Annotated in this window: 13 protein-coding genes; 10 read left to right on the forward strand and 3 right to left on the reverse strand. The window is 56.3% G+C overall.

Annotated features, from left to right (window positions below):
* Positions 1 to 5: 5 nt before the first annotated feature.
* From atpA to glmS, 7 genes are all read left to right on the forward strand, one after another.
* Positions 6 to 1,550 carry a F0F1 ATP synthase subunit alpha gene (gene atpA / locus AC19YY_RS06350; RefSeq protein WP_029290137.1) on the forward strand — a complete coding sequence of 515 codons (1,545 nt, stop codon included), beginning with the start codon at positions 6 to 8 and terminating at the stop codon, positions 1,548 to 1,550.
* Between the two features lie 50 nt (positions 1,551 to 1,600).
* Positions 1,601 to 2,461 carry a F0F1 ATP synthase subunit gamma gene (atpG, locus tag AC19YY_RS06355; protein ID WP_057439299.1) on the forward strand — a complete coding sequence of 287 codons (861 nt, stop codon included), beginning with the start codon at positions 1,601 to 1,603 and terminating at the stop codon, positions 2,459 to 2,461.
* Between the two features lie 27 nt (positions 2,462 to 2,488).
* Positions 2,489 to 3,865 carry a F0F1 ATP synthase subunit beta gene (gene atpD / locus AC19YY_RS06360; protein ID WP_015886645.1) on the forward strand — a complete coding sequence of 459 codons (1,377 nt, stop codon included), beginning with the start codon at positions 2,489 to 2,491 and terminating at the stop codon, positions 3,863 to 3,865.
* Between the two features lie 44 nt (positions 3,866 to 3,909).
* Positions 3,910 to 4,326 (forward strand): F0F1 ATP synthase subunit epsilon, encoded by a 417-nt coding sequence (locus AC19YY_RS06365; RefSeq protein ID WP_057439300.1) that lies wholly within the window; start codon positions 3,910 to 3,912, stop codon positions 4,324 to 4,326.
* Positions 4,327 to 4,449: 123 nt separating this feature from the next.
* Complete coding sequence (gene glmU / locus AC19YY_RS06370) at positions 4,450 to 5,817, forward strand: bifunctional UDP-N-acetylglucosamine diphosphorylase/glucosamine-1-phosphate N-acetyltransferase GlmU (RefSeq protein WP_432754811.1); 1,368 nt, start codon at positions 4,450 to 4,452, stop codon at positions 5,815 to 5,817.
* Positions 5,818 to 6,042: 225 nt separating this feature from the next.
* On the forward strand, positions 6,043 to 6,810 hold the full coding sequence (locus AC19YY_RS06375) for a DeoR/GlpR family DNA-binding transcription regulator (protein ID WP_029290123.1): 768 nt from the start codon (positions 6,043 to 6,045) through the stop codon (positions 6,808 to 6,810).
* A gap of 10 nt (positions 6,811 to 6,820) precedes the next feature.
* Positions 6,821 to 8,653, forward strand: coding sequence for a glutamine--fructose-6-phosphate transaminase (isomerizing) (gene glmS, locus AC19YY_RS06380; protein WP_057439302.1), 1,833 nt, complete (start codon positions 6,821 to 6,823; stop codon positions 8,651 to 8,653).
* A gap of 384 nt (positions 8,654 to 9,037) precedes the next feature.
* On the opposite strand, the gene AC19YY_RS06385 is transcribed toward glmS, so the two are convergent.
* Positions 9,038 to 10,003, reverse strand: coding sequence for a DMT family transporter (locus AC19YY_RS06385; protein WP_500603973.1), 966 nt, complete (start codon positions 10,001 to 10,003; stop codon positions 9,038 to 9,040).
* Positions 10,000 to 11,208: a tetratricopeptide repeat protein gene (locus AC19YY_RS06390; protein WP_500603974.1), complete on the reverse strand. Its 1,209-nt coding sequence runs from the start codon at positions 11,206 to 11,208 to the stop codon at positions 10,000 to 10,002. Before AC19YY_RS06390 ends, AC19YY_RS06385 begins: the two co-directional genes overlap by 4 nt.
* Positions 11,209 to 11,327: 119 nt before the next feature.
* Here AC19YY_RS06390 and AC19YY_RS06395 point away from each other — a divergent pair, with 119 nt between their 5' ends.
* On the forward strand, positions 11,328 to 12,230 hold the full coding sequence (locus AC19YY_RS06395; protein WP_500603975.1) for a LysR family transcriptional regulator: 903 nt from the start codon (positions 11,328 to 11,330) through the stop codon (positions 12,228 to 12,230).
* 281 nt (positions 12,231 to 12,511) lie between these two features.
* Here AC19YY_RS06395 and AC19YY_RS06400 read toward each other — a convergent pair whose 3' ends face one another.
* Positions 12,512 to 13,423 carry a bifunctional GNAT family N-acetyltransferase/nucleoside diphosphate kinase regulator gene (locus tag AC19YY_RS06400; protein WP_500604083.1) on the reverse strand — a complete coding sequence of 304 codons (912 nt, stop codon included), beginning with the start codon at positions 13,421 to 13,423 and terminating at the stop codon, positions 12,512 to 12,514.
* Between the two features lie 771 nt (positions 13,424 to 14,194).
* Between AC19YY_RS06400 and AC19YY_RS06405 the strand changes: the two genes are divergently transcribed.
* A complete protein-coding gene (locus AC19YY_RS06405; protein ID WP_169954057.1) occupies positions 14,195 to 15,220 on the forward strand; it encodes a glycosyltransferase in 1,026 nt (341 codons plus the stop codon).
* Positions 15,220 to 16,368 (forward strand): NAD(P)/FAD-dependent oxidoreductase, encoded by a 1,149-nt coding sequence (locus AC19YY_RS06410; RefSeq protein WP_500603976.1) that lies wholly within the window; start codon positions 15,220 to 15,222, stop codon positions 16,366 to 16,368. Before AC19YY_RS06405 ends, AC19YY_RS06410 begins: the two co-directional genes overlap by 1 nt.
* Positions 16,369 to 16,386 lie beyond the last annotated feature (18 nt).

Below are 16,386 nucleotides of genomic sequence, written 5' to 3' on the forward strand. Positions count from 1 at the left end.
GAGCAATGCAGCAACTCAATCCTTCCGAAATAAGTGAAATTATCAAGGGCCGCATCGACAAGCTCGATGTGACCTCCCAAGCCCGTAACGAAGGCACTGTCGTCAGCGTATCTGACGGCATCGTGCGGATTCACGGTCTGGCCGACGTAATGTACGGCGAGATGATCGAGTTTCCGGGCGGCGTCTACGGTATGGCCCTCAACCTGGAGCAAGACTCCGTAGGTGCCGTTGTATTGGGCGCGTACACCAGTCTGGCTGAAGGCATGAGCGCCAAGTGCACAGGCCGCATCCTGGAAGTTCCGGTTGGTAAGGAACTGCTGGGTCGCGTTGTCGACGCACTGGGTAACCCTGTTGACGGTAAAGGTCCACTGGGCAACACCGAGACCGACGCGGTCGAGAAAGTTGCTCCAGGCGTGATCTGGCGTAAGTCGGTAGACCAGCCTGTACAGACTGGCTACAAGGCTGTCGATGCCATGATCCCAGTCGGCCGTGGCCAGCGTGAGCTGATCATCGGTGACCGTCAGATCGGTAAGACCGCTCTGGCGATCGACGCGATCATCAACCAGAAAGACAGCGGCATTTTCTGCGTCTACGTAGCGATCGGTCAGAAACAATCGACCATCGCCAACGTGGTTCGCAAGCTGGAAGAAAACGGCGCCCTGGCCAACACGATCATCGTGGCTGCCAGTGCTTCGGAATCTCCTGCGCTGCAATTCCTGGCACCGTACTCCGGTTGCACCATGGGTGAATTCTTCCGCGACCGCGGTGAAGACGCGCTGATCGTTTATGACGATCTGTCCAAGCAAGCAGTGGCTTACCGCCAGATTTCCCTGCTGCTGCGCCGTCCACCAGGCCGTGAAGCCTACCCAGGCGACGTGTTCTATCTCCACTCCCGTCTGCTGGAGCGCGCATCCCGCGTTTCCGAAGAGTACGTAGAGAAGTTCACCAACGGCGCAGTGACCGGCAAAACCGGTTCCCTGACCGCACTGCCGATCATCGAAACCCAGGCTGGCGACGTTTCCGCGTTCGTTCCGACCAACGTGATTTCCATCACCGACGGTCAGATCTTCCTGGAATCGGCCATGTTCAACTCCGGGATCCGTCCTGCTGTGAACGCCGGTGTTTCGGTATCCCGTGTGGGTGGTGCCGCTCAGACCAAGATCATCAAGAAGCTCTCCGGTGGTATCCGTACCGCTCTGGCTCAGTACCGTGAACTGGCGGCATTCGCCCAGTTCGCTTCTGACCTGGACGAAGCGACCCGTAAGCAACTTGAGCATGGTCAGCGCGTTACCGAGCTGATGAAGCAGAAGCAATACGCGCCAATGTCGATCGCTGACATGTCGCTGTCGCTGTATGCCGCTGAGCGTGGGTTCCTGACTGACGTCGAAATCGCCAAGGTCGGCAGCTTTGAACAAGCGCTGATTGCTTACTTCAACCGAGATCATGCCGATTTGATGGCCAAGATCAACGTGAAGGGTGACTTCAATGACGAAATCGACGCTGGCCTGAAGGCTGGTATCGAGAAGTTCAAGGCCACCCAAACCTGGTAAGCCGCAGCGGGAGCCGCAAGGCTCCCGCTTGCTAACCTGATAGGTGTTACATGGCAGGCGCAAAAGAGATTCGCAGTAAGATTGCGAGCATCAAAAGCACGCAAAAAATTACCAGCGCCATGGAGAAAGTGGCGGTCAGCAAAATGCGCAAGGCACAAATGCGCATGTCGGCTAGCCGTCCTTATGCGGAGCGTATCCGCCAGGTAATTGGGCATCTGGCCAACGCCAACCCGGAATACCGCCACCCGTTCATGATCGAGCGCGCCGTCAAGCGTGCAGGTTATGTGGTAGTGAGCAGTGACCGTGGTTTGTGCGGTGGTTTGAATACCAACCTGTTCAAGGCCCTGGTCAAGGACATGGCGGTAAACCGCGAAAACGGCGTCGAGATTGATCTGTGTGTTGTTGGTAGCAAGGGTGCGGCCTTTTTCCGCAACTTCGGCGGTAACGTCGTTGCAGCTATCAGCCACCTGGGTGAAGAGCCGTCGATCAATGACTTGATCGGCAGTGTGAAGGTGATGCTGGATGCGTACCTGGAAGGCCGGATTGACCGCCTGTCCGTGGTATCCAACAAGTTCATCAACACCATGACCCAGCAGCCAACCGTGGAGCAATTGATTCCACTGGTGGCGACTCCGGATCAGGAACTCAAGCACCACTGGGACTACCTCTACGAACCAGACGCCAAAGAGCTGCTTGACGGCTTGATGGTGCGCTACGTGGAGTCGCAGGTGTACCAGGCGGTGGTCGAGAACAACGCAGCTGAACAAGCGGCGCGGATGATCGCGATGAAAAACGCTACCGACAACGCCGGTGATCTGATCAGCGATTTGCAGCTGATCTACAACAAGGCGCGTCAGGCTGCGATCACCCAAGAGATCTCGGAAATCGTCGGCGGCGCTGCCGCGGTTTAACGGTTCAAATATTCAGAGGATCCAGCTATGAGTAGCGGACGTATCGTTCAAATCATCGGCGCCGTTATCGACGTGGAATTCCCACGCGACAGCGTACCGAGCATCTACAACGCGCTGAAAGTACAAGGCGCGGAAACTACTCTGGAAGTTCAGCAGCAGCTGGGCGACGGCGTAGTTCGTACCATTGCGATGGGTTCCACCGAAGGCTTGAAGCGCGGTCTGGACGTTGTCGACACTGGCGCTGCCATCTCCGTACCGGTCGGTAAAGCGACCCTGGGCCGGATCATGGACGTACTGGGCAACCCGATTGACGAAGCTGGCCCGATCGATACCGAAGAGCGTTGGGGCATTCACCGTCCAGCACCTTCGTTCGCCGAGCAAGCTGGCGGCAACGACCTGCTGGAAACCGGCATCAAGGTTATCGACCTGGTCTGCCCGTTCGCCAAAGGCGGTAAAGTGGGTCTGTTCGGTGGTGCCGGTGTAGGCAAGACCGTAAACATGATGGAACTGATCCGTAACATCGCCATCGAGCACAGCGGTTATTCCGTGTTCGCCGGTGTGGGTGAGCGTACTCGTGAGGGTAACGACTTCTACCACGAGATGAAGGACTCCAACGTTCTGGACAAAGTGGCACTGGTCTACGGTCAGATGAACGAGCCGCCGGGTAACCGTCTGCGCGTAGCACTGACTGGCCTGACCATGGCCGAGAAGTTCCGTGACGAAGGTAACGACGTTCTGCTGTTCGTCGACAACATCTACCGTTACACCCTGGCCGGTACCGAAGTATCCGCACTGCTGGGCCGTATGCCTTCGGCAGTAGGCTACCAGCCGACCCTGGCTGAAGAGATGGGCGTTCTGCAAGAACGTATCACTTCGACCAAGGAAGGTTCGATCACTTCGATCCAAGCGGTATACGTACCTGCGGATGACTTGACCGACCCGTCGCCTGCGACCACCTTCGCCCACTTGGACGCCACCGTCGTACTGTCCCGTGACATCGCTTCCCTGGGTATCTACCCAGCGGTCGATCCACTGGACTCGACTTCGCGCCAGCTGGACCCGAACGTGATCGGCCAGGAGCACTACGACACCGCTCGCGGCGTTCAGTACGTGCTGCAGCGCTACAAAGAGCTGAAGGACATCATTGCGATCCTGGGTATGGACGAGCTGTCGGAAACCGACAAGCAGTTGGTATCCCGCGCTCGTAAGATCCAGCGCTTCTTGTCGCAGCCGTTCTTCGTGGCTGAAGTCTTCACCGGTGCCTCGGGTAAATACGTTTCCCTGAAAGACACCATTGCTGGCTTCAAAGGCATCCTCAACGGTGACTACGACCACCTGCCAGAACAAGCGTTCTACATGGTCGGCGGCATCGAAGAAGCGATCGAGAAAGCCAAGAAACTGTAATCCAGGCGCCCGGCAACGGGCGCTCATCAGGTTGAGGCAATCAGATGGCTATGACAGTCCATTGCGATATCGTCAGCGCGGAAGGGGAAATCTTCTCCGGTCTGGTAGAGATGGTAATTGCACACGGCGAGTTGGGTGACCTGGGTATTGCCTTGGGCCACGCACCGCTGATCACCAGCTTGAAGCCCGGTCCGATTACTCTGACCAAGCAGGGCGGGGAAAAGGAGGTGTTCTACATCTCTGGCGGTTTCCTCGAAGTTCAGCCGAACATGGTCAAGGTTCTTGCCGACACCGTGCAACGTGCTGGCGACCTGGATGAAGCCTCCGCTCAGGAAGCCGTCAAGGCTGCCGAGAAGGCTCTGCACGAAAAAGGTGCAGACTTCGACTACAGCGCTGCTGCTGTACGTCTGGCCGAGGCTGCAGCCCAGCTGCGCACGCTCCAGCAGATCCGCAAGAAGTAAGCGGCCAAGCCGTCATGCTTCATGCGCGATTGATTAAAAAGGGTAGCCTCGGCTACCCTTTTTCTTTTTTTGCAAAACACTTCTTTGGTCTGAAGCCGGACCGCCCAGGATTGGTAGCCATTCATGTCTCTTGAAATCGTCATTCTCGCCGCTGGCCAGGGCACCCGCATGCGTTCAGCCCTGCCCAAGGTACTGCACCCGGTTGCGGGTAACTCCATGCTTGGCCATGTTATCCACAGCGCCCGGCAACTGGACCCACAACGTATCCACGTAGTGATTGGCCACGGTGCCGATGCGGTACGTGAGCGTCTGGCAGCCGATGACTTGAATTTCGTATTGCAGGACAAGCAACTGGGTACCGGTCATGCCACCGCGCAAGCCGTACCGTTCATCAAGGCCGACACCGTGCTGATCCTCTACGGTGATGTGCCGCTGATCGAAGTGGAAACCCTGCAGCGCCTGCTCAAGCACGTAGTGCCGGGCCAGATGGGCCTGCTGACGGTAGAGCTGGACGACCCGACAGGTTATGGCCGCATCGTGCGCGATGCCGGCGGCAAGGTAGCCGCCATCGTCGAGCATAAAGATGCCAGCGAGGCACAACGGGCGATAAGCGAAGGCAATACCGGGATTCTCGCGGTGCCGGCGGCTCACCTGGCAGACTGGATGAGTCGTTTGTCGAATAACAATGTCCAGGGCGAGTACTACCTCACCGACGTCATCGAGATGGCCGTCAGCGACGGCCTGCTGGTCGCCACCGAGCAGCCCCACGACCCAATGGAAGTGCAGGGTGCCAACGACCGCAAGCAACTGGCGGAACTGGAGCGTCACTACCAACTGCGCGAAGGCCGCCGCCTGATGGCGCAGGGCGTGACACTGCGTGACCCGGCGCGTTTCGATGTACGCGGTGAGGTGACCGTGGGCCGCGACGTGCTGATCGATATCAATGTGATCCTCGAAGGCCGCGTGATCATCGAAGACGATGTGGTAATTGGCCCCAATTGCGTGATCAAGGACAGCACCCTGCGCAAAGGCGTGGTGGTCAAGGCCAACAGCCACATCGACGGTGCCGTGATGGGTGAGGGCAGCGATGCGGGGCCGTTTGCGCGGTTGCGCCCGGGCAGCGTGCTGGGCGCCAGGGCCCATGTGGGTAACTTCGTTGAGCTGAAAAACGCACGGATGGGCGACGATGCGAAGGCGGGGCACCTGGCCTACCTCGGCGATGCAGTGATTGGGGCCCGCAGCAACATTGGCGCCGGCGCCATTACTTGCAATTACGATGGTGCCAACAAGTATCAGACGACGATCGGTGAAGACGTCTTTATTGGCTCCAACAATTCACTGATTGCGCCCGTCACCATTGGCGATGGTTCAAACACAGCGGCAGGCTCAACCATCAACCAGGATGTGGATAAGTCGCAATTGGCGGTGGCCCGCGCCCGCCAACGCAACATCGACGGCTGGAAACGCCCGGTCAAAATCAAAAAGACCTGAGTTATCCACAACCTTCAGCCACCACCCATCAATGTGGGAGCTGGCTTGCCTGCGATGGCGATATTTCAGTCACGTTTTCATCGACTGATACACCTCTATCGCAGGCAGCCAGCTCCTACATTTTTGATCTGGGCTTCAATAAAATTTCATTCTTCTGCTTGACGATCCTTCGTCAATAGGTTTTGATTGCCTTCGTTATCTTTCGAAACGAAACTTATCATCACCATGTCGAAACGAAATACACCACAACGACGCCACAACATCCTCACCTTGCTCAACGAGCAGGGCGAAGTGAGCGTGGATGAATTGGCTAAGCGTTTCGAAACCTCCGAAGTGACCATCCGCAAGGACCTCGCCGCGCTGGAAAGCAACGGCTTGCTGCTGCGGCGCTACGGTGGCGCCATCACCATGCCCCAGGAACTGGTGGGCGATCCTGCCCAACCGATTTCTGTGCATAAGCGCGCCATCGCCCGGGCGGCGGTCAAGCGCCTGCGTGAACATGCGCGGATCATCATCGACAGCGGCAGCACCACCGCCGCGATGATTCCCGAACTGGGCCATCAGCCCGGCCTGGTAGTGATGACCAACTCCCTGCATGTGGCCAGTGCCCTGAGTGAACTTGAGCATGAACCGGTGCTGCTGATGACCGGCGGTACCTGGGACCCGCACTCGGACTCGTTCCAGGGACAGGTCGCCGAACAGGTGCTGCGTTCCTATGACTTCGACCAACTGTTTATAGGCGCTGACGGCATCGACCTGCAGCGCGGTACCACCACCTTCAATGAATTGTTGGGCTTGAGCCGAGTGATGGCCGAAGTCGCCCGCGAAGTGGTGGTGATGGTCGAATCCGACAAGATCGGCCGCAAGATTCCCAACCTGGAACTGCCCTGGAGCAGCGTCCATACCCTTATTACCGATGATCGCCTGCCGCTTGAGGCCCGCGACCAGATTCAAGCCCGCGGCATTACGCTGATTTGCGCGGCAGTCATCTAGGAGAGAAACCATGTGTGGAATTGTAGGCGCAGTCGCTGAACGAAACGTTACCGCCATTTTGCTCGAAGGCCTCAAGCGCCTGGAATACCGCGGCTATGACAGTGCCGGCGTGGCGGTCTTCAGCAACGCGGGCAAGCTCGAGCGCATGCGTCGCCCAGGCAAAGTCAGCGAACTGGAACAGGCCCTGGCCGGTGAGCCCCTGGCGGGCCGCCTGGGCATCGCCCACACCCGCTGGGCGACCCACGGGGCACCGTGCGAGCGCAATGCGCACCCGCACTTCTCCGGTGATATCGCGGTGGTGCACAACGGCATCATCGAAAACCACGAAGTGCTGCGTGAACAACTCAAGGGCCTGGGCTACGTCTTTACCTCGGACACCGACACCGAAGTCATCGCCCACCTGCTCAACCACAAGCTCAAGGACCACAGCGACCTGACCACCGCCCTCAAGGCCACGGTCAAGGAACTGCATGGCGCCTACGGCCTGGCGGTGATCAGCGCTAGCCAACCGGACCGTGTGGTTGCCGCCCGCAGTGGCAGCCCGCTGGTGATTGGCCTGGGCCTGGGGGAGAACTTCCTCGCTTCCGATCAGTTGGCCCTGCGTCAAGTCACCGACCGCTTCATGTACCTTGAAGAAGGCGATATCGCCGACATCCGCCGTGAAAGCGTGGCGATTTGGGATGTGGACGGCAACTCCGTCGAGCGTGAAGCGGTGCAATACCGCGACGGCGCCGAAGCTGCCGACAAGGGCGAGTTCCGCCACTTCATGCTCAAGGAAATCCACGAGCAACCGGCCGTGGTGCAACGCACCCTGGAAGGTCGCCTTGGCGACAAGCAAGTACTGGTAAACGCGTTCGGCCCGCAAGCCGCCGAGCTGTTCGCCAAAGTGCGCAATGTGCAGATCGTCGCCTGTGGCACCAGTTATCACGCCGGCATGGTCGCGCGTTACTGGCTCGAAGAACTGGCGGGCATCCCGTGCCAGGTCGAAGTGGCCAGCGAGTTCCGCTACCGCAAGGTGGTGGTGCAGCCCGACACCCTGTTCGTGACCATCTCCCAGTCCGGCGAGACCGCTGACACCCTGGCCGCCCTGCGCAATGCCAAAGAGCTGGGCTACCTGGCGAGCCTGGCGATCTGCAACGTCAGCATCAGCTCCCTGGTACGTGAGTCGGACCTGACCCTGCTGACCCAGGCCGGTCGCGAAATCGGCGTAGCCTCCACCAAGGCCTTCACCACCCAGTTGGTGGGCTTGCTGCTGCTGACCCTGTCCCTGGGCCAGGTGCGCGGCACATTGGCTGCGGGCGTGGAAGCCACCCTGGTAGAAGAACTGCGCCGCCTGCCGACCCGCCTGGGCGAAGCCCTGGCCATGGACAGCACCGTAGAGAAAGTCGCCGAGCTGTTTGCCGACAAGAACCACACCCTGTTCCTCGGCCGTGGCGCGCAGTACCCAGTGGCGATGGAAGGCTCCCTGAAACTCAAGGAAATCTCCTATATCCACGCCGAAGCCTACCCGGCCGGTGAACTCAAGCACGGCCCATTGGCCCTGGTGGACGATGACATGCCGGTGGTCACCGTGGCGCCAAACAATGAACTGCTGGAGAAGCTCAAGTCCAACTTGCAGGAAGTTCGCGCCCGTGGCGGCCAACTGATCGTGTTCGCCGACGAAAAGGCCGGCATGACCAACGGCGAAGGCACCCACGTGATCAACATGCCGCACATCCACGACACCCTGTCGCCGATTCTCTACACCATCCCACTGCAATTGCTGTCGTACTACGTGGCGGTGCTCAAGGGCACGGACGTTGACCAGCCGCGTAACTTGGCCAAGTCGGTGACGGTTGAGTAATGTTTAGCGGTAACGAGAAAGGGTGATCGTAAGCATTAGAGTCTGTCTCGTTTGGAGCCTCCGTGGGCTCCAAGCGACGATCTTCTCTCCCGCTTCTTTTGTGCCGAGTGCTCCACGTTGCGGCTCACCTTCCAGATTCAGATTTACAAAAAAAATTCGCGGAGATTGGCAAGTCGTAAATTGCGGTTGATCGTGAATATCTTCATGTACAGCCTGGATATTATAGGCGTCATAGCAACTGTGCATGGGAGCTTCGCTGGTATGCTAGATAGCCTGCGTAGAAAAGGTGGATTGGTCCGAAAAACAGATGATCTAAAACGTCGTTTAGTTGATGAACCTCTGGCTGTTTCGATAATTAAAACGGTAAATAACTTACTCAGTCTATTATGGCGTACGCACGTTCTTCATCTCGCAGTTATATTGAGGGCGGGCTGGCCTATTGCAGATCATGATGCCCACTATAATCAGTGCGCCCCCCATAAATGTGGGAGCGCTGAGCTGCTCATCCAACAAAATAGCACCCAGTAACACCGCGGTCAGCGGATTGAGCGCGATGAACACTCCGGCACGTGTTGCGCCGATCTGCTCGATTCCCTTGTAATACCAGATGTATGCCAGCGCTGAGCCTATGGCACCCAAGTACAGCAAGCTGGAAAAGTCGGCAAGGGTTAGAGCCCGCAGTGATGCCTGATTGAATTGACCAGTGACGATAGCGGTCGCCGTCAGCATCGCGGCCCCCGCGAAGATGGAGTAGGTCACCGTATGTAGGGCGCCGATTTCTTTGACTACCGACTTACCGAATACGCTGAAGGCGACCCAACTGAGTACGCAACCAAAGATCAAAAGGTCTCCGCGCCAGTCGCTTTTATCCACGATTAATGTGCCTGACGACTTATTGAGAATCACGACAGCCGCCCCTATCAGGCAAAGAAAAATGCCTGCGGTTTTCATTGCAGACATTTTTTCTCGGAAAAACACATAAGAGAAAAGAGCCATGACGGCGGGATTCAGGGCTACGATCAATGACGCGCGGGAGGCTGCTGTGTAATGTAGGCCATAAAAAAAACAGAGGTTATAAGTATAAATTCCGCAAAATCCCAATCCTACGATCTTGACTAGTTGCGACCGATCAAGCCGGACAAAGCTCTTTTTTAGAAAGAAACCTAGGAACAGTCCGAGTGTGATTCCGGCGAATATAAATCTGACACTGGCGGCTAATAGCGCGGGTGTGTCTGCGGATAGATACCGACCAGCGACAAAGGTACCTCCCCAGATCATTGCTACCAGAGAAAGCTTAAGATAGGTAAGGCTGTCTGGAGTAAGGACCAGTGGATGAGAATGGCTGGTCATGCAGGTGCCCTCTCTTCAACGATCGGTCGGGTCTTGAGTTCTATGTATTCGAGAGTCAGATCAAGGACTTCGCGTTGGGCACGGCTCCCTCCTAACAACGGCCACTGGTCTCGGCTGGTACGCAAGAGCGCCAGGCTTTCGTGATAACGCTTCAAGGTGAACAGTAGAATGCCTTTGAGCACGTCTAAGCCTGCTCGGTGCGCTTCGGGCTCGATGCCGAAGCCGTCGCTTTCGGCGATTTGCTTCTCGATGAGGAGAGTCTGATTGGTCGCAGAAAAGGCAAGCGCAGCATGGATTTTGTGAAAGTAAGAGGTTGATCCAGAGACGCTGCCGGTCCACAAAAGAGCGAGACGTTCCCAGATAGCGGCGAACTTGCTGTCTGTGGCTTTCAAACGCAGGCGCCAGAGAAAACCCACCGCATCCAGATCCTGCTTCGCGAAGGGGCTGTCCTTTAATTCATACAGTTCCTCGAACGCTTGGAGTGCCTGATCGACCTCGTTGCATCGCTCGTGGGCTATAGCCATGTGCCAATAGACGTGCATGCGCATGCCGCTATTTTCGATCCAGTCAGGCTTGCAGTCGATCAGGAAACTCGAAAGTTCCTGCCAGCGGCCCATCTCATGCAATGCATGGGCAGTAGCATGGATGCCGTAGATGTTATGGGGAATCAGCCTAACCGCCTCAAGGCCCAGTTCAAGGGCTTCTTGGAAGCGCTGGTCTTCACACAAAACAAAAGATTTTATTGCCAGGTAGTAGGAGTACAAGGCATGAGTGTGCGGTATGTGTGGTTCGCAAAACGAAAATTCTGCCGTTAATCTAGGCGTCTTACCAGTACAGAAGTCGAGCATGTGCACAAAAAAAATTGTGATGATGTCGGAGGGGTACGCTTTCAGGTGTTGCGTAAAGAGTGTACGTGCTCGCTCATATTCAAAGTTTACCCAAGCTATAAATGCCTTATGGATCAGTAACAACTCCGGGGGTAAGTTCGATCGTTGATGCATCCGATTGAGAAACAGTTTGAACTTGTAAAGTTCTTTCATCTCGCAACTCGTGATTGCATCGAACCCTAATAGAAGGTCTTTGTACAGTTCCTGAGTCTGGGTGACCGGCATCAGATGCTCGGGTATACCTCGCAGGGACAGGAATGGGCCGTTGATTTCAGGCCACAGTGCCGAAATCCCATCAGTCTTCCATTGGGCGACCATAAAACAATCCTTGGATATAAGTTGGCGAAAAGGGCTGGCCTATCTCGTTATGCCTGTTTCATCTATGCTTACGCAAAATCATGGTCATATGAAAATGAGCGATTACTCATGGATGAAAAATGACGCTGACCCAATTGGAAATTTTTGTCGCTGTCGCAGAGCGGCGTGGCTTCACCCTCGCAGCCGCCCAACTGAAAATATCCCAATCTGCGGTTTCTCACGCAATAAGGGCTCTGGAGCAGGAGTGGGGTGTTGAACTGCTACTTCGGCATCAAGGCCAGATTGAACTGACAGACATAGGGGCGCGAATCCTTCTACGTGTGCAACCTATGCTTGGTCTGGCGGATGCAATTAGGCAGGATGCCAGCGATGCCCGCGGCATGAAACTTGGCACCCTGCGAATTGGTTCATTTGGCCCAACCTCATCCCAGCTTTTGTTGCCGCGGATTCTTACAGACTACCGCCGCCTTTACCCCAATATTGAAGTTCATGTGAGTGAGGGGCCTGATCGCCAAGTGACGGAATGGTTGTTAGACAGAGAGGTGGACGTAGGGTTTGTCACCTTACCTGAAGCCCAGTTTGATACCTGGTCTTTACTTGAGGACCAAATGGTTGCCTTGCTACCGATTGCGCACCCTCTCGCTTCAAACGAAAGAGTGACATTGGAGGACTTATGTTCTGATCCGTTTGTACTAACCGAGGCTGGTTCAGCCGAACTGGTCTCGCAGCTCTTTGCTGCTGTCAAATTGAAGCCGCGTATTCGCTACAAGACCTCTCAGTTGATGAGTACCTTGGCCGCGGTGGCTCGCGGAGATGGGGTAACGATTGTCGCTGAGTCTTCGTTGCCCGAGGATAGCGAGAAGCTTTATGTGGTCAGGACACTCGATCCGGCAGTCAGGCGCCAAGTCGGAATCGCGGTGCTGGATTGCAGCGAGACTACTGCTGCAGCTCAAGCATTCATTGAGTTGGCAGAGAAGATTTACCGGAGTCGTAAGAGTGATTTGAAGGGAAATGGCTTGTAAAGAGGGAGCCCCTCCGGTCATTTCAATGCTGTCGAGCGGGTTGATTCGCTGCGCGATGCCGTGCTGTAGGCCAGCCTGCCTAGTTGCGCATTACCTTATTCCAATCAATTTCGTATCCAGCATCCTGGAGCGCCCGGCTGAAGGCTTGCTTCCAACCATCTTCGTTGATCGACGTCCAGACCAAGGGCACGGTCTTCAGGATTAAAAACGGTCCCGTTTGGGGCCCCTCGGGGCTCCAAACGACGTCCTTCTGTGCTTATCCCTCCTAGCAAAACACGCAATTACAGGTGGAAATCGCCCGCCGCCTCCGGCTGGTAAAGCACTTTCCTGATCTCAATGCGGCGGGTCCGATCAGAAATTCGCCAGTCGATGGCGTCCCCCTCCTGATAGCCCAGGATGGCGGCGCCGATGTCGGAATACACGGAATGCTTCCCTGCGGTGCTGTCCGCGTCTTCAGGGTAAACCAGGGCCACTTCGATCTCTTCTTCGTCCAGTTGCAGCAAGGCCCTGGAGTTCATCGTGACGACATTGCACGCCACCTGCTGCGGTTTGACGACAATGGCTCGCTCAAGCTCATGTTCGAGTTCAACAACGGTCGGGCCTTGCTCGAGCGCGATCAGGCTCTCGAGCCTGGCCTTGTCGATTTCAGTAATGTAGATCCTGGTGGAGTCGCCAGCGGCACCTTCGCGCAAGAGCTGGAGATAGCGCCCCGCCGTCATGGAAAATGACTTCAATGCCGGCGCTTCGCTCTCAAGCACAAAGCCGCTGCGCAGAAAGGCTTTCAGCGAGCGCGCGTTGTCCGGGTGGATCTTGGCGATGAGCTTCTTGGCCCGCATGTCGAGGAAGGCCAGTTTCATGCCTTCGCGGATCGTGCGGGCACCAAGGTTTTGGCCCCACTTGTCGCTGTCTCCGATGACCAGGACTATCTCGCAATCTGAGCCGGTCTTGATTAGACGCACAAAGCCCACCGGGGCGTCATGCCGGTCATAGGCCATGAAGAATCGCCCGCCCTGGTTGAATAGATGGGTCAGGATCGGCGATTGAGTCCGATCGATGGCTTGCTCGATGGAGCGGGAGACATGACGCGAATCGCTCAGATAGCAGGTGACGCGCTCATCCTCCAACCAATCCATCAGCGTCAGCGCGTGGGCCCGAGTAATTTCAGGGCACAGCGAAATGAAAGGCTTGTTCATCTTCATCACACTTACTTGTAAAGGATGGAAGCCCGTCATGGCTTTGGCCAGGACGGCTCTTTGGGCAACCGACCATGTTAAGACATAACGCGAGCAATGCCGAACAGCCTGGAGAGGCCGAGCAAATCATCTTTTGCCGAACCCTGTCCCTTGGTCCTACCCTGAGGCTCGCCGTAAGCGGCTCCATCAAGTCTTCCAGAAGTCTCGGTGAGTTGATCTTCCCCATACCCTGCGAGTGCCATGTCTTTGCGGGATGTTTTATTTGCGCTGGTCATCCCGATAAGTCCTGGTGCTTGATCTGAGATTAACTACTTACAGTTATCCTGACGGAATACCGCCGACCGACTTGAACAATAGAAATGAATAAAATTTATAATTAATTAACTTTTTTGAAACGATGGTTTAGTGGACGGCTCAAGATGTTCATTATCCCGGTTTCAAGGCTGGCAAAACGCCAGTTCGGCGTCGTTGAGGCGCCTTTTTTTGTGTTATGATCCTGCGCAACTTTGGGCTGGCACCAGGTTCGATAGCGATTGTCTATTTTGCCGCGCCCCAGGTTTTCCTGGCTTGGCCGCTGTTTCGGGCGTGCTTTGAGCCAACTGCTTCAAGGAAGAGCGATTTGAACGTTTGGCAATGGCTACCCCTTCCCGGCAGTGATGACCCTGCGGCTCTGAAACTCTCGGTCAGTGGTGTGAGGTATTCCGGCTATCTATGGCGATCTCGGATAAACGACTCATCCAGTCTTTTAATTAATTTTTGCGAGAGTTGGTGATGGCTTATTTTCCCTGTTTTTTATCTGTCGTTTTTGTCGTTCGTAATCAGGGCGATAAAATAGAAAAAATACTGTCCGAAGCTGCCGAAGTCATTGCGAAAACAGTCAGCGACTATGAGCTGATCGTTGTTGATAACGCGTCCGATGATGACAGTGTCATGGTCTTGAAGGGCCTGACAAGTGAGAAGGGCCTGGCCAACTTGCAGGTCTATGCGCTGACCAAGGAAGTGGACACCGACACAGCGTCCTGGGTCGGCCTGGAAAACGCCTTGGGTGACTATGTCGCGGTCATCGATCCCCTGGTGGACGACATCAACTTCGTCCCCCAGATGCTTGATCAAGCCGTCAGCGGTGCCGATGTGGTCTTTGCCCACAACGAACAAAAGAGCACCCAGAGCCTGGCCTATCGTTGGGCCAACGCGGTGTTCCACAGCATGTACAACCGCTTCAACGGGGTTCATCTTGCCAAGGAAGCGCCTCAGTACCGCATTCTCAGCAAGCGCGTGATCAATTTCATCCTGCAACACCCCCAGCCTTCGATGACGTATCGGCATCTGCCGGCCACCGGTGGTTTTGCCCGGGCCTACCTCAAGTACAGCGCCGTGCCCCAGGCCTCCAGCCCCAAGCGGCTGGGCGACAGTATTGATCGTGGCGTGCGCTTGCTGGTTTCCACCACGCGCGCGCCTATGCGCCTGGTGACCTACCTTTCGCTGTTTGGCGCGGTTGCCAACCTGGTGTACTGCGCCTATGTGATCTCGGTGGGTATCTTCAAGGCTGATGTAGCGCCTGGCTGGATCAGTTTCTCGCTCCAGCAGTCGGGCATGTTTTTCCTGATCTCACTGGTGCTGCTGGTGCTGGGTGAATACATCCTCAACATGGCCAGCCTGTCGAATGAAGGGCCGCTTTACCATGTAGGCCAGGAGTTCACCAGCGCGCGCATGACCCGGCGCGAGAAGCTGAACATTGAAGAGGTAGCACCAGCTTCGGTCGCGCCCAAGGCTCAGCCCAGCGAACGAGTTTCCTGATGTCGAGCGCCCAAGCCAGCCAGCCTGAGCAGGATGCCGTCATCATTGGTGGGGGGTTTTACGGAGCAGCCATTGCGGTCTACCTGGCCAAGCAACGGGGCTTGAAACGGATCCTGCTGGTAGAGCGCGAGCCGGCACTGATGATGCGCGCCAGTTACAACAACCAGGCACGTGTGCATAACGGCTATCACTATCCGCGCAGCTTCACCACGGCCTATCGCAGCCGGGTCAACCTGCCCAAGTTTGTGCAGGACTGGCCGCAGGTGGTCAAGCAGGACTTTACCAAGCTGTACGCCATTGCCCGGCGCAACTCCAAGGTCACGGCCAAGCAGTTCGAGCGTTTTTGCCGGGACATCGGTGCGGACCTCAAACCCGCCGATCCAGCGCTGCGCGACTTGTTCGAACCACGTTTGATCGAAGAAGTATTCCTGGTCGAAGAGTATGCGTTCGACACCACTCGCCTGGCAGCCTGGGCGGCTCGCGAGCTGGCAGAAAGCGCTGTGCAGATCCGTTACCAGACACGGGTCACTTCAATTTCCAGGGGCGCCGAGGCGCCTTTGCAGGTGGTCACCCAAACCTCCCAGGGCGAGGAAGCGCTGACGACTTGTCGCTACGTCTTCAACTGTACGTACAGTGGCCTCAATCAGTTTGCGGGTGATTTCGCGGGGGTCAGTACCGGCCTCAAGCAAGAGATCACGGAAATGGCCTTGATGCAGATGCCCGAATCCCTCGAGGGTTTGGGCGTCACGGTGATGGACGGCCCGTTCTTTTCACTGATGCCATTCCCGGCCCGTGGGCTGCATACCTTGTCCCATGTACGCTATACGCCGCACTTGCACTGGAACGATGAAAAAGGCTTCGACCCCTACGAAAAGCTACGGCTTTATGAGCGCGATACACGGGTCGATCGCATGGTCAGGGACGTCGGGCGGTATATCCCCGAAGTGCTCAAGGCCCAACACAAGGATTCGCTGTTCGAGGTCAAGACCATCCTGGTGAAGAACGAAGGGGATGATGGACGCCCGATTCTTTTCGAAAAGCACGCCGAGTTGCCAGGTTGCTTTTCCGTGCTGGGTGGCAAGATAGACAACATTTACGATGTGCTTGAAAAACTGGATACCGAGAGTTTTTCCCATCAAGGTCAATAAAACTTCAGGTTTGGAGCG

Source organism: Pseudomonas sp. MF09156 (assembly GCF_059862305.1).